Annotated in this window: 14 protein-coding genes; 8 read left to right on the top strand and 6 right to left on the bottom strand. The window is 70.9% G+C overall.

The genetic code is table 11. The annotated features are described in order from the left end of the window. Positions 1-131: 131 nt before the first annotated feature. Entirely contained in the window at positions 132-548 is a 417-nt protein-coding gene (locus ACWCPF_RS20330; RefSeq protein WP_451046568.1) for a DUF3099 domain-containing protein, read from the bottom strand. 276 nt (positions 549-824) lie between these two features. Between ACWCPF_RS20330 and ACWCPF_RS20325 the strand changes: the two genes are divergently transcribed. Next, positions 825-1,103, top strand: coding sequence for a GlsB/YeaQ/YmgE family stress response membrane protein (locus ACWCPF_RS20325; protein WP_451046438.1), 279 nt, complete (start codon positions 825-827; stop codon positions 1,101-1,103). A 60-nt stretch (positions 1,104-1,163) separates the two neighbouring features. On the opposite strand, the gene tyrS is transcribed toward ACWCPF_RS20325, so the two are convergent. From tyrS to ACWCPF_RS20310, 3 genes are read right to left on the bottom strand one after another with little or no spacing between them, the layout of a single operon-like run. Then, positions 1,164-2,429 carry a tyrosine--tRNA ligase gene (gene tyrS / locus ACWCPF_RS20320; protein ID WP_451046437.1) on the bottom strand — a complete coding sequence of 422 codons (1,266 nt, stop codon included), beginning with the start codon at positions 2,427-2,429 and terminating at the stop codon, positions 1,164-1,166. Between the two features lie 57 nt (positions 2,430-2,486). Further along, positions 2,487-3,881, bottom strand: coding sequence for a metallopeptidase TldD-related protein (locus tag ACWCPF_RS20315; RefSeq protein ID WP_451046436.1), 1,395 nt, complete (start codon positions 3,879-3,881; stop codon positions 2,487-2,489). Further along, the gene (locus ACWCPF_RS20310) at positions 3,878-5,401 is read right to left on the bottom strand and encodes a TldD/PmbA family protein (protein WP_451046435.1); all 1,524 of its coding nucleotides are present in this window, start codon (positions 5,399-5,401) and stop codon (positions 3,878-3,880) included. The genes ACWCPF_RS20315 and ACWCPF_RS20310 overlap by 4 nt, the downstream gene beginning before the upstream one ends. A 244-nt stretch (positions 5,402-5,645) precedes the next feature. Here ACWCPF_RS20310 and fabG point away from each other — a divergent pair, with 244 nt between their 5' ends. From fabG to ACWCPF_RS20295, 3 genes are all read left to right on the top strand, one after another. Next, positions 5,646-6,365 (top strand): 3-oxoacyl-[acyl-carrier-protein] reductase, encoded by a 720-nt coding sequence (fabG, locus tag ACWCPF_RS20305; protein WP_451046434.1) that lies wholly within the window; start codon positions 5,646-5,648, stop codon positions 6,363-6,365. A 5-nt stretch (positions 6,366-6,370) separates the two neighbouring features. Then, the gene (gene fabI, locus ACWCPF_RS20300; protein WP_351908261.1) at positions 6,371-7,138 is read left to right on the top strand and encodes an enoyl-ACP reductase FabI; all 768 of its coding nucleotides are present in this window, start codon (positions 6,371-6,373) and stop codon (positions 7,136-7,138) included. Between the two features lie 218 nt (positions 7,139-7,356). Next, positions 7,357-7,698: a hypothetical protein gene (locus ACWCPF_RS20295; RefSeq protein WP_451046433.1), complete on the top strand. Its 342-nt coding sequence runs from the start codon at positions 7,357-7,359 to the stop codon at positions 7,696-7,698. On the opposite strand, the gene ACWCPF_RS20290 is transcribed toward ACWCPF_RS20295, so the two are convergent. Then, on the bottom strand, positions 7,679-8,368 hold the full coding sequence (locus ACWCPF_RS20290; RefSeq protein WP_451046432.1) for a FadR/GntR family transcriptional regulator: 690 nt from the start codon (positions 8,366-8,368) through the stop codon (positions 7,679-7,681). The two genes, ACWCPF_RS20295 and ACWCPF_RS20290, sit on opposite strands and share 20 nt — an antisense overlap. Positions 8,369-8,450: 82 nt before the next feature. On the opposite strand from ACWCPF_RS20290, the gene ACWCPF_RS20285 reads away from it, so the two are divergent. From ACWCPF_RS20285 to ACWCPF_RS20270, 4 genes are all read left to right on the top strand, one after another. After that, positions 8,451-9,971 carry a CynX/NimT family MFS transporter gene (locus tag ACWCPF_RS20285; protein ID WP_451046431.1) on the top strand — a complete coding sequence of 507 codons (1,521 nt, stop codon included), beginning with the start codon at positions 8,451-8,453 and terminating at the stop codon, positions 9,969-9,971. A gap of 43 nt (positions 9,972-10,014) precedes the next feature. Then, positions 10,015-10,131 (top strand): SGM_5486 family transporter-associated protein, encoded by a 117-nt coding sequence (locus tag ACWCPF_RS20280; protein ID WP_105974872.1) that lies wholly within the window; start codon positions 10,015-10,017, stop codon positions 10,129-10,131. A gap of 214 nt (positions 10,132-10,345) precedes the next feature. Further along, a complete protein-coding gene (locus ACWCPF_RS20275) occupies positions 10,346-10,552 on the top strand; it encodes a hypothetical protein (RefSeq protein WP_451046430.1) in 207 nt (68 codons plus the stop codon). A 67-nt stretch (positions 10,553-10,619) separates the two neighbouring features. Beyond that, complete coding sequence (locus tag ACWCPF_RS20270; protein WP_451046429.1) at positions 10,620-11,138, top strand: SixA phosphatase family protein; 519 nt, start codon at positions 10,620-10,622, stop codon at positions 11,136-11,138. A gap of 73 nt (positions 11,139-11,211) precedes the next feature. Here the strand turns inward: ACWCPF_RS20270 and serB are convergent, their stop codons facing one another. Then, on the bottom strand, positions 11,212-12,426 hold the full coding sequence (gene serB / locus ACWCPF_RS20265) for a phosphoserine phosphatase SerB (protein ID WP_451046428.1): 1,215 nt from the start codon (positions 12,424-12,426) through the stop codon (positions 11,212-11,214). Positions 12,427-12,812 lie beyond the last annotated feature (386 nt).

The following is a 12,812-nucleotide window of genomic DNA, read 5'->3' as shown; positions in this document are numbered from 1 at the left end:
GGTCCGTCGCTCCGACGGGGGATGCGGAGCGCGTACGAAGTATGTCACGGCCGAGCGCTCCCACGGCACTGGAACAACATGATTGATCTGAGCTTTTCCTGAGCTTGCCGCACAGCCCGGTCAAGGCGCGCTCATGGCTTCCGCTCGGCCTGACCGGGCACGAATCCCTCCCGGACGGATTCCGCGAAGCCTTCCTTTTCCGTCTCTCCCGGGGCGGACTGCGCGGCATCGTCGACGGTCCGCGGCGGCGCGATCATGGTCCGCACCGGCGCCTTCACGAACGTGGAGGGAAGCGAGGGCACGTTCTCCCGCCCCGCGTTGGCGATCACCACCGAGATATAGGGGAGAACCACCCCCAGGACCAACGCCACGACGGCCACGTGCCGTTCCACGTTCCACAACGTCGCCGCGAGGATCACCGACAACGTCCGGATCGACATGGAGATGATGTACCGCCGTTGCCGGCCCCGCACGTCATCCTGGAGACCCTGGCGCGCACCGGTGATCCGGAACACCTCGACGTGCCCGCCGCCACCCTGCTTCCGCATCACATTCCACCGTCCGCCCGCATCGGCCTCGCCTCGGCCACACTCCGCCGTCCACGACGGATCCGAGATCCGGTCCTGGACACCGTCCACGTTACGCCGCGCCTGCGCCGCCTTCGAGACCGGGTCGCCTCCCGTCCGGGCGAAGCCTCTGCGCCGTCCCGCGTACGGCCGTACCCGACGTGCGGCGTACCTCGGTCGGACAAAGACTCAAGGGCAATGCTCACGTCGAGCAGGGCCATGCTCACGTCGAGCGGTACTCGGTACGAGGAGGCAGCCATGGGCTGGTTGTGGGCGATCATCGTGGGATTCGTGCTGGGCCTGATCGCCAAGGCGATCATCCCGGGCAAGCAGCACAGCCCGCTCTGGCTGACCACCATCTTCGGCATGCTGGGCGCGATCGTGGGCAACGCGATCGCCCGCTGGGCAGGCGTCGAGTCCACGCCCGGCATCGACTGGAGCCGCCACATCTTCCAGCTGATCGCCGCGATCATCATCGTCGCCGTCGGCGACATGCTCTACATGGCCACGCTGGGCAAGCGGAAGCAGCAGGCCTGAGAACGGGTTCGGCCGCGAGCCGGCCTCCGTCAGGAGACCACCCCGCGGCCGCTGCGCAGCTCAGCCGGTGAACTCGACCGCCGCCAGGTTCTTCTTCCCCCGCCGCAGCACCAGCCACCGCCCGTGGATGAGCTCCTCCTTCGCCGGGACGGAGTCCTCCGCGGTGACCTTGACGTTGTTCACGTAGGCCCCGCCCTCCTTCACGGTCCGCCGCGCGGCGGACTTGCTCGCCACCAGGCCGACCTCGGCGAACAGATCCACGACGAGGCCGAGCTCGGCGACCTTGACGTGCGGCACCTCGGAGAGGGCCGCGGCCAGCGTCCGGTCGTCGAGGTCGCCGAGCTCGCCCTGGCCGAAGAGGGCCTTGGACGCGGCGATCACGGCGGCCGTCTGGTCGGCGCCGTGCACCAGCGTCGTCAGCTCCTCGGCCAGCGCGCGCTGAGCGGCACGCGCCTGCGGACGCTCCTGCGTCTGCTGCTCCAGCTCCTCGAGTTCCGCACGGGACCGGAAGGACAGGATCCGCATGTACGTCGAGATGTCCCGGTCATCCACATTCAGCCAGAACTGGTAGAACGCGTACGGTGTCGTCATCTCCGGGTCGAGCCAGACGGCGCCGCCCTCGGTCTTGCCGAACTTGGTGCCGTCCGCCTTGACCATCAGCGGCGTCGCCAGGCAGTGCGCCTCGGCCTCCGGCTCCAGCCGGTGGATCAGGTCGAGGCCCGCCGTGAGGTTGCCCCACTGGTCGCTGCCGCCCTGCTGGAGCGTGCAGCCGTACCTCCGGTACAGCTCCAGGAAGTCCATGCCCTGGAGCAGCTGGTAGCTGAACTCCGTGTAGCTGATGCCCTCCTGGGACTCCAGACGCCGGGCGACCGAGTCCTTGGTGAGCATCTTGTTGACGCGGAAGTGCTTGCCGATGTCCCGCAGGAACTCGATGGCCGACAGCCCGGCCGTCCAGTCCAGGTTGTTCACCATCACCGCGGCGTTCTCGCCCTCGAAGGACAGGAACGGCTCGATCTGCGCCCGCAGCCGCGTCACCCAGTTCGCGACCGTCTCCGGGTCGTTCAGCGTCCGCTCCGCCGTGGGGCGCGGGTCGCCGATCTGGCCGGTCGCCCCGCCCACCAGGGCCAGCGGACGCAGGCCCGCCTGCTGCAGCCGGCGCATGGTGAGGACCTGCACCAGGTGGCCGACGTGCAGACTGGCCGCCGTCGGGTCGAAACCGCAATAGAACGTGACGGGACCGTCCGCGAGCGCCTTGCGCAAAGCGTCCTCGTCGGTGGACAGGGCCCACAGCCCCCGCCACTTCAGCTCGTCGACGATGTCCGTCACGGTTCTCGTATCTCCTTGGATGATCTTCGGGCGGTCGAGTGACCACCGGCTACGAGGTTATACGCCCTGACTGACAGAGCTCATATTGAAGTCCGGCACCCTCAGCGCGGGCATCGCAGCCCTAGTGAACCAGTCGCTCCACTCGCGGGGCAGCGTCTTTTCGGTGCGCCCCGCCTCCGTCGCCCGGCCCAGCAGACCCACCGGCGACTCGTTGAACCGGAAGTTGTTCACCTCGCCGACGACCTCGCCGTCCTCGACCAGGTAGACGCCGTCCCGGGTCAGGCCGGTCAGCAGCAGGGTCGCCGGATCGACCTCGCGGATGTACCACAGGCAGGTCAGCAGCAGCCCCCGCGCGGTGTTCGCGACCATCTCCTCCAGGGAGCGGTCGTCACCGCCGTCCAGGATCAGGTTGTCGGTCCCGGGGGCCACCGGCAGGCCGGTCAGGGCGGCGCTGTGCCGGGTGGTCGTCAGCCGCTTCAGCTCGCCCGCACCGATCCACTCGGTGGGCCGCACCGGCAGCCCGTTGTCGAACACCGACTGATCGCCGCCGGAGGAGTGCGCGATGACGAACGGCGCCGACTCCAGGCCCGGCTCGTTCGGGTCGCTGCGCAGGCTCAGCGGCAGGTCGGTCAGCTTCTCGCCGAGCCGGGTGCCGCCGCCGGGCTTGGAGAACACCGTCCGGCCCTCGGTCGCGTCCCGGCCCGAGGCCGACCAGATCTGATAGATCATCAGGTCGGCCACCGCGGTCGGCGGCAGCAGCGTCTCGTACCGCCCGGCGGGCAGCTCGATCCGCCGCTCCGCCCAGCCCAGCCGGACGGCGAGCTCGGCGTCGAGCGAGGCCGGGTCGACGTCCTTGAAGTCCCGGGTCGAGCGCCCCGCCCACGCCGAGCGCATACGGTCCGGGGACTTGGCGTTGAGCTCCAGCGTTCCGTTCGGCTGGTCGTGCCGCAGCCGCAGCCCGGTCGAGGTGCCCAGGTACGTCGAGACCAGCTCATGGTTGGCGAACCCGTACAGCTCACGGCCGCCCGCACGCGCGCGTGCGAACGCCTCGCCCAGCGCGGGCGCGAAGTCGGCGAACACGGCGGACGACGTCTCCGCGGGCGCCTCCGTGAACTCGGGGGACCGTGCCACGCCCGTGACCAGCGGCTGCGCGTCCTCGGCGGGCGCCGCACCGCGCGCGGCGGCCTCGGCGGCCCGGACCAGGGGCTCCAGCTCGTCCGGGGTCACGGCGGACCGCGAGACGACCCCCGAGGCGGTGCCCTCCTTGCCGTCGACCGTCGCGATCACGGTGAGCGTGCGCCCGCGCGTGACGCCGTTGGTGGTGAGCGCGTTGCCGGCCCAGCGCAGGTTCGCCGTCGACTGCTCGTCGGCGATGACGACACAGCCGTCGGCCCGCGACAGCTCGAGGGCACGCTCGACGATTTCGTGCGGCTTGGTGGTACGAGCGCTCATCGACCGGCCTCCTGCGTGGTGTTGAGGATGTTGACGCCCTTGAAGAGGGCGGACGGGCAGCCGTGCGAGACGGCCGCGACCTGACCGGGCTGGGCCTTGCCGCAGTTGAAGGCGCCGCCGAGGACGTACGTCTGCGGACCGCCCACCGCCGCCATCGAGCCCCAGAAGTCGGTCGTCGTCGCCTGGTAGGCCACGTCCCGCAGCTGCCCGGTGATCCGCCCGTTCTCGATCCGGAAGAAGCGCTGTCCGGTGAACTGGAAGTTGTACCGCTGCATGTCGATCGACCAGGACCGGTCGCCGACGACGTAGATGCCGCGGTCGACGCTCCCGATGAGCCCCTCGGTCGACATGCCCGCCGGATCCGGCCGCAGCGACACGTTGGCCATCCGCTGCACCGGCACATGACCGGGGGAGTCGGCGAAGGCGCAGCCGTTGGACCGCTCGAACCCGGTCAGCTTCGCGATCCGCCGGTCCAGCTGGTAGCCGACGAGCGTGCCGTCCTTCACCAGGTCCCAGGACTGGCCCGCCACGCCCTCGTCGTCGTAGCCGACGGTCGCCAGACCGTGCTCGGCGGTGCGGTCGCCCGTGACGTTCATCAGGTCCGAGCCGTAGCGCAGCTTGCCGAGCTGGTCGAAGGTCGCGAAGGAGGTGCCGGCGTAGGCGGCCTCGTAGCCGAGGGCGCGGTCCAGCTCGGTGGCGTGGCCGATGGACTCGTGGATGGTCAGCCACAGGTTGGACGGGTCGACGACGAGGTCGTACAGCCCCGGCTCGACGCTCGGCGCCCGCATCTTCTCGGCGAGCAGCTCCGGGATCCGCTCGAGTTCGTCGTCCCAGTCCCACCCGGTGCCGGTGAGGTACTCCCAGCCGCGCCCGACGGGCGGCGCGATCGTGCGCATCGAGTCGAACTCGCCGCTGGACTCGTCGACCGACACCGCGTTGAGCGACGGGTGCAGCCGCACCCGCTGCTGGGTGGTCACCGTCCCGGCCGTGTCGGCGTAGAACTTGTTCTCGTGGACGGTGAGCAGCGAGGCGTCCACATGGTTGATCCCGCCCGCCGCCAGCAGCCGGGCGCTCCAGTCCGCGAGCAGCGCCGCCTTGTCCTCGTCGGGAACGGTGAACGGGTCGATCTCGTACGACGAGACCCATGTCTGCTCCGCGTGCACCGGCTCGTCGGCCAGCTCCACGCGCTCGTCCGACCCGGCGGCCTTGATCACCTGCGCGGAGAGCTTGGCCATCGCCACGGCCTGCGAGGCGACCTTGGCCGCGGCGTCCATCGTCAGGTCCACGCCGGACGCGAACCCCCAGGTGCCGCCGTGCACCACCCGCACCGCGTACCCGAGATCCGTCGTGTCGGACGACCCGGAGGGCTTGGCGTCCCGCAGCCGCCAGGAGGCGCTGCGCACCCGCTCGAACCGGAAGTCGGCGTGGTCCGCCCCGAGCGCACGCGCGCGTGCGAGAGCGGCGTCGGCGAGGGCGCGTAGGGGTAGGGCCGTGAAACTTTCATCGATGCTGTGGGGCACCTACGTCTCTCCCTGGTGTCGTCGCGTGTGAACGCATCGATCATGTCGCGCCCGGCGGCCCCCGGACCACACCTTTCCGCGCCGCGTACGCAAACTTTCTGTAGGGACCCCACAGACACTCCCGTGCGCCACTGTCGGTGCCCGAATGTCCGCCGGCCGAAGCGGACCGATAGGTTTCGAGGGAAGCCGCCTGCCATCCAGTGCTCGGGCGGGTGTGTCAGATCCCTATCGAAAGGGTGATCCGTTGAGCCGCTCGGTTCTCGTCACCGGAGGAAACCGGGGCATCGGCCTCGCCATCGCCCGCGCGTTCCTCGACGCCGGCGACAAGGTCGCGATCACATACCGCTCGGGTGAGCCGCCGGCCGCCCTCACGGAGCTGGGCTGCCTTGCGGTCAAGTGCGACATCACCGACACCGAGCAGGTGGAGCAGGCCTACAAGGAGATCGAGGCCGAGCACGGCACGGTCGAGGTCCTGATCGCCAACGCCGGCATCACCAAGGACCAGCTGCTCATGCGCATGTCCGAGGAGGACTTCACCTCGGTCGTCGACACCAACCTCACCGGCACCTTCCGGGTGGTCAAGCGCGCCAACCGCGGCATGCTGCGCGCCAAGAAGGGCCGCGTCGTCCTCATCTCCTCGGTCGTCGGACTGCTCGGCGGTCCCGGCCAGGCGAACTACGCCGCCTCGAAGGCCGGCCTGGTCGGCTTCGCGCGTTCCCTCGCCCGTGAGCTCGGCTCGCGCAACATCACCTTCAACGTCGTCGCGCCCGGTTTCGTCGACACCGACATGACCCGGGTGCTCAGCGACGAACTGCGAGCGGAGTACGTGGCACAGGTGCCGCTGCGCCGGTACGCGCAGCCCGAGGAGGTCGCCGCGGCGGTGCGGTTCCTCGCCTCGGACGACGCCTCGTACATCACTGGAGCCGTCATTCCCGTTGACGGCGGACTGGGAATGGGTCACTGATCACCATGAGCGGAATTCTCGAGGGCAAGCGCGTCCTGATCACCGGTGTGCTGATGGAGTCCTCCATCGCCTTCCACACCGCCAAGCTGGCCCAGGAGCAGGGCGCCGAGATCATCCTGACCGCGTTCCCGCGGCCCACGCTGACCGAGCGCATCGCCAAGAAGCTGCCCAAGCCCACCAAGGTCATCGAGCTCGACGTCACCAACGACGAGCACCTCGGCCGGCTGGCCGACATCGTCGGCGAGGAGCTCGGCGGCCTCGACGGCGTCGTCCACTCCATCGGCTTCGCGCCGCAGGACGCCCTCGGCGGCAACTTCCTCAACACGCCCTTCGAGTCCGTCGCCACCGCGATGCACGTCTCGGCGTACTCCCTGAAGTCGCTCACCATGGCCTGCCTGCCGCTGATGCAGAACGGCGGCTCGGTCGTCGGCCTCACCTTCGACGCGCAGTACGCCTGGCCGCAGTACGACTGGATGGGCCCCGCCAAGGCCGCCCTGGAGGCCACCAGCCGCTACATGGCGCGTGACCTGGGCAAGCAGAACATCCGCTGCAACCTCATCTCCGCGGGCCCGATCGGCTCCATGGCCGCGAAGTCCATCCCGGGCTTCGGCGACCTGGCCGCCGTCTGGGACGAGCGTTCCCCGCTGGAGTGGGACCTCAAGGACCCGGAGCCGGCCGGCCGCGGCGTCGTCGCCCTGCTGAGCGACTGGTTCCCGAAGACCACGGGCGAGATCATCCACGTGGACGGCGGTCTGCACGCCATCGGAGCGTGACGTCGCTGTTGTGGCACTGAGTGCCGAGTGAGTGCTGAGTGAGGGCCCGCGTCCGGTCGGACGCGGGCCCTCACGTCTCACCCGCGCCTGACTCACGCCTCACTCGCGTCTCACTCGTTCGGCCTATCCGGCCGGGCGGTGGACGGCTCCCACCAGGCACTCTGAAGTACGCGTTCCCCACGCGCTTCCCTCCCCAGCTCTGCCGAGGAGGTTCCCTTGTGCGCCTGTTCCGTAGCCTCGCCCCAGTGACCGCTGCCGTCGTCCTCGTCCTCTGCGCGTCGTACGAGGCGCTTCCCCACGCGCGCGTGGCGCACTCCGAGCGCCCCGATCCGTTCGGCGCGGAGTGCCGCACCGGCATCGAGGGCTCCCGCGTCGTCGCGTACTGCCACAACCCCTACGTCGACGTCGACCGCGTCCGGCTGCACATCGAGTGCGACCGCTGGTGGGACCTCGACACCGACGGCGTCCCCGCCGACGCGGGCCCCGCCCAGACCGTACGGCTCACCGGCCGGTGCTGGAAGGAGGTCCGCTCGGCCTGGGTCAGTCATCAGAAGGTGTGAACCGTCCGGGCCGGCACAGCAGCGGGTAGCCGGCCGCCTCCGCGGCGGCCGTCGCCGCGTCGCCCGCGCGGATCGCGTCCACCAGCCGTGTGTGGTCCATGTACGTCTCCGGCGTCAGCTCCGCGCCGACGTCTTCGCGCAGCCAGTCCCGCAGCACCTGGCCGAGATCCGCGTACATCGCCGTCATGACGTCGTTGTGGGAGGCCGCGACCACCGCCAGGTGGAACGTCGAGTCGGCCGCCACGAACGCCTCCGCGTCGCCCGACTCCCACGCCTCCTCGCGCCGCAGCAGGAGCGCGTTCAGCTGCTTGAGGTCCTTCTCCGTCCGCCGCGCGGCCGCCAGCTTCGCCGCGCTCGACTCCAGCGTGGCGCGCAGTTCGGCGATGTGCCCGGGGTTGGCGTCGGCGAAGCGGCGGTGCATCACGCCCGCCAGCTCGCTGGTCGCCACGACGTAGGTGCCCGAGCCCTGCCGGATGTCCAGGAGCCCGTTGTGCGCGAGCGCGCGGACGGCCTCACGGACCGTGTTGCGGGCGACGCCCAACTGCTCGACCAGCTCGGGCTCCGTGGGGATCCGCGAGCCGACCGGCCACTCGCCCGAGGTGATCTCGGTACGCAGCGCGGCGATGACCTGCTCGGACAACGCCGAGCGACGGGGATGGCTCAGGGGCATGGCACACCTTCGCACGGGCGGGGCGGCGGATCCGCACCCGGACCTGGACAACCAATCATCCCATGATTCTATGATGAGCGGCATGGCGAGCGAGCAGACCCGGACGACGACCACGTCACCGCCCATCCACACCTCGGGCCAGGACGAGCCCCCGCGCGGCCCCGCGACCGCGGTCACGCGCGCGTGGACGCGACGGCTGCTCGTGGTCGGCATCGTGCTGGCCGCCCTCAACCTCCGGCCCGCCATCACCAGCCTCGGCGCGCTCCTGGAAGAGGTCCGCGACGGGCTCGGCATGAGCGGCAGCGTGGCCGGGCTGCTCACCTCCGTGCCCCCGCTCTGCTTCGCCGTCTTCGGCGTCATGGCCCCCCGGCTCGCCCGCCGCTTCGGTCCGGGCGCGGTGGTCTGCGCGGGCATGGGCGCGATCGCCACGGGACTGCTCGTCCGCCCCTACGCCGCGGGCACGGCCGGCTTCCTCGCCGCGAGCGCGCTCGCCCTCATGGGCATCGCCGTCAGCAACGTCCTGATGCCGGTCATCGTCAAGAGCCACTTCCCGGACCGGGTCGGCTCCATGACCGGCCTGTACTCGATGGCCCTCGCCCTCGGCACCTCCACCGCCGCCGCGGTCACCGTGCCCATGACCGAGTCGCTGGGCGGCAGTTGGCGAACCGGCCTCGCGGTGTGGGCGGCCCTGGCGGCGGCGGCCGTCCTCCCCTGGCTGCTGCTCGCACGCGACCGGGGCACGGGCGGGGGCGGAGGCGTGAGCACGGGCGCGGGCGCGGGCGGTGCGAGGAGTGCGGACGAGCGGCCGGAGAGGCAACCCGGGAAGGCGGGCGAGCAGGAGCGGTCGGAGGCGGGGGAGGGGTCTGAGCCGGGGGAGGAGCCGCAGGCACGCGCGCGGGGGCTGCGATCCGCCGGACAGATCCACGCGCGTGGGGGACGGCCGTCCGCCGCGCAGGACGCCGCGCAGGCGCAGGACGCCGCGCAGACCCATGCGCGCGTGCCGCGGCCGTCCGCCCCGCTGCGCATCACCCGCAGCCGTACCGCCTGGGCGCTGGCCGTCTTCTTCGGTCTCCAGGCCACGGCCGCCTACATCACCATGGGCTGGATGCCGCAGATCTTCCGGGACGCGGGCGTGCCCGCGAGCACGGCCGGACTGCTCCTCGCGGTGACGATGGCGATGGGTGTCCCCCTCGCGTTCGTCATACCGCGCGTGGCCACCCGGCTGCCGCAGCAGGGCCCCATCGTGCTCGCGCTCGGCGGCTGCGGCCTGGTCGGCTACGCCGGCCTGTACCTCGCCCCCGCCGGCGGCGCCTGGGCCTGGGCCCTGCTGCTCGGCGTCGCCAACTGCGCCTTTCCGCTGGCCCTCACGATGGTCGGGATGCGCGCCAGGACCGGAGTGGGCGTCGCCCAGCTGTCGGCCTTCGCGCAGAGCACCGGCTACCTGATCTCCATCCCCGGCCCGCTCCTGGTGGGGGTGCTCTACCAGCACAGCGGCGGCTGGGGCCTGCCCCTCGCGCTGATGGCGGCGCTGATGGTCCCGCAGACGGTCGTCGGCGTCCTGGCCGGCCGCGACCGCACGGTCGAGGAGGAGGTCGCGCGCTGACCCCGGGGGAACCGTCGCGGACGCGGGGTGCGAGACTTGCCGTATGCCAGTGCTCGACCCGAACCCGCAGAACGGCCAGAAGAAGATGCTGCTCGTCTTCGGCTCGTTCTTCGCCATCTTCGTGATCATCGCCGTCATCGCGACCATCGCCTCCCCCTGACGGCCCGGCCCGTCTCCAGGGGCGGGGTGGGGTTAACCCCCCTGTCCCCTAGGGGGCCAGGGTCAGGGTCAAGTGGGTGGCGCACCGGATGGGTTGAGGGCCGCCGATTCCGTAACTTCGATGTGTGACCGCAGGACGCCGGTCACCCGCCACGGTCCACCGATCAGCGATGACGGACGACGGGCCACGGACACTCGAGGACAGCGGAGGCACCATGTCGACCCCTACGCACACCCGGCCCCACCCGGCCGCCCAGGGCGGTGTCGACGTCCGGCTGCCCTGGTGGGCCCTCGCCCTCCCGGTGCTCGCCTTCTTCACCCTCCTCCTGCTGCTCCTGCACCCCGCCGACGCCCAGGCGGCCGTCGGCGACCCGACGATCACCCATCTCGTCGAGCGCGTGCAGCAGCTGATAGCACGCTAGGACCGCTGGTGAAACCGCATGTCAACTCCCTGCGCCCCATGGCCTGTTTCATGCGAAGCTGGGACTCATGAGCGTCGCAGAACCCCGCAGGATCGTCCTCTTCCGCCATGCGAAAGCCGACTGGCCTCAGGTGACCGACCACGAGCGTCCGCTCGCTGAGCGGGGCCGTAAGGACGCGGCCGTCGCCGGACGCAGGCTGACCGACACCGGCATCCCCATCGACCTGGCCCTGTGCTCCACCGCGGTCCGCACCCGGGAGACGTGGAAGCTCGCCGTCCAGGAGTTCCCGCAGCGGCCGAAAACCGTCTACGAGGAGCGGATCTACGAGGCCTCACCGGGCGAGCTGATCGCTTTGCTCAACGAGACGGCCGACGACGTGCACAACCTGGTCCTGATCGGGCACAACCCGGGTATCCAGGGTCTCGCGGACATCGTCTCCGGCCAGGCCGAGGGCGACGCGGGGGAGCGCATGCACCGCCGGGGCTTCCCGGCCGCCGCCTTCGTCGTCCTCTCCTTCGACGGCTCCTGGAAGTCACTGGAACCGGGCGCGGCCACCCTGCTCGACTACTGGGCCCCCTCCGAGTAACCCACCCGGCATGCACGAGGGCCCGGCGCCGCAGCGGCGCCGAGCCCTCCCCGTCCGTCCGGTCTGCGCGCAGCTACTGCTCGTCGTGCGTCTCCGCGGCCTCGACCTCTTCGCGGGTGATGCCCAGCAGATACAGGACGGTGTCCAGGAACGGCACGTTCACCGCCGTGTGCGCCGCCTGCCGCACCACCGGCTTCGCGTTGAAGGCGACCCCGAGACCCGCCGCGTTGAGCATGTCCAGGTCGTTGGCGCCGTCACCGATCGCCACGGTCTGTGACAGCGGTACGCCCGCCTCGGCGGCGAACCGACGCAGCAGCCGCGCCTTGCCCGCACGGTCCACGATCTCGCCGGTGACCCGGCCGGTCAGCTTGCCGTCGACGATCTCCAGCGTGTTGGCCTGGGCGAAGTCCAGCCCGAGCCGGTCCTGAAGGTCGTCGGTGACCTGCGTGAAACCGCCGGAGACGACGCCCACCTGGTAACCGAGCCGCTTCAGCGTGCGGATCAGGGTGCGCGCCCCCGGAGTCAGCCGCACCTCGGTGCGCACCTTGTCCACGACCGAGGCGTCCAGCCCCGCCAGCAGCGCCACGCGCGCGTGCAGCGACTGCTCGAAGTCCAGCTCACCGCGCATGGCGGCCGCCGTCACCTCGGCGACCTTGTCCTCGCAGCCCGCGTGCGCGGCGAAGAGTTCGATCACCTCGTCCTGGATGAGGGTGGAGTCGACGTCCATCACGACGAGCCGCTGGGCCCGCCGGTAGAGGCCCGCGTCCACCACGGCGACGTCCACGCCGAGCGCCGCCGCGGCCGTGACCAGGGCGGTGCGCAGGGGCGGGGTCTCCACACCGGAGACGGCGAACTCGACGGCGGTGACGGGGTACTTGGCGAGCCGGAAGATACGGTCGATGTTGCCGCCGGCCTTCGTGATCTTCGCGGCGACCGCGGCGGTGGCCTCGGCGGTGAGCGGATGTCCGAGCACGGTGACCAGCGAGCGTCCGAGCCCGCGCGGCCGGTTGTCGCCGAGGCCGGAGATGATCTCCGCCTCCATCTTCATCGACTCGGCCCAGTTGTGGACCGTCGACCGCAGTTCCCCCTCGAGGCCGGCCGGCGGCTCGGTCACGAGCGCGCACAGCACCATCCGGCCTCGGGTGACGACCTGCTCGATGTCGACCACGTCGACGGAGTAGGCGGCGAGGGTGTCGAAGAGGCCGGCCGTGATGCCCGGCCTGTCCTTGCCGAAGATCTTGACTAGGAGAGTAGGGACGTCGGAGGACGAAGTCTGCAAAGCGCTCATGGTGTATCCACCGTATCCGGCACCCAGTGCCGATCGCCGCTCGGGGCCGCATGACGGACGGGGAACAGTCGATGTCAGAGAGATGAAGCAAACCTGACCGGACGGCCACGGTCCCCCACGCCCCCGCCCCCACAGGCCCGCGCCCGGCCCGCTCACCATGCCCCCTTTGCCCTGGCGGTCTCCATGGCGGTCTCCCCGACGGGGGAAAACGCCGAGCGGGCGCTGCCGGCTGCGACGTCTTCCCGGGCAGGCTGTCTTGTCGGGCGGGCTGTCTCCTCGGGCGGGCCCTCTCTCTGGGCAGGGCTTCCTCCCCTGGGGAGGCCACGGCCCCTCGGTCCGGCCCCTCACGATGCGCCCTCCGCCCCTTCGGCGACCGCGGCGGCGAC

The sequence above is a fragment of the Streptomyces sp. NPDC001858 genome, assembly GCF_053594615.1.
Note: the sequence above shows the minus strand (reverse complement) of the source record. Positions and strands in the feature narration are given on the sequence as shown.

Coding starts and splice junctions, on each gene's coding strand:
- ACWCPF_RS20270 (WP_451046429.1), top strand. CDS start 10,620: ATGAGCGTCGCAGAACCCCGCAGGATCGTCCTCTTCCGCCATGCGAAA.
- ACWCPF_RS20330 (WP_451046568.1), bottom strand. CDS start 548: ATGCGGAAGCAGGGTGGCGGCGGGCACGTCGAGGTGTTCCGGATCACC.
- ACWCPF_RS20275 (WP_451046430.1), top strand. CDS start 10,346: ATGTCGACCCCTACGCACACCCGGCCCCACCCGGCCGCCCAGGGCGGT.
- ACWCPF_RS20285 (WP_451046431.1), top strand. CDS start 8,451: ATGGCGAGCGAGCAGACCCGGACGACGACCACGTCACCGCCCATCCAC.
- ACWCPF_RS20315 (WP_451046436.1), bottom strand. CDS start 3,881: ATGAGCGCTCGTACCACCAAGCCGCACGAAATCGTCGAGCGTGCCCTC.
- serB (WP_451046428.1), bottom strand. CDS start 12,426: ATGAGCGCTTTGCAGACTTCGTCCTCCGACGTCCCTACTCTCCTAGTC.
- ACWCPF_RS20280 (WP_105974872.1), top strand. CDS start 10,015: ATGCCAGTGCTCGACCCGAACCCGCAGAACGGCCAGAAGAAGATGCTG.
- ACWCPF_RS20290 (WP_451046432.1), bottom strand. CDS start 8,368: ATGCCCCTGAGCCATCCCCGTCGCTCGGCGTTGTCCGAGCAGGTCATC.
- fabI (WP_351908261.1), top strand. CDS start 6,371: ATGAGCGGAATTCTCGAGGGCAAGCGCGTCCTGATCACCGGTGTGCTG.
- ACWCPF_RS20325 (WP_451046438.1), top strand. CDS start 825: ATGGGCTGGTTGTGGGCGATCATCGTGGGATTCGTGCTGGGCCTGATC.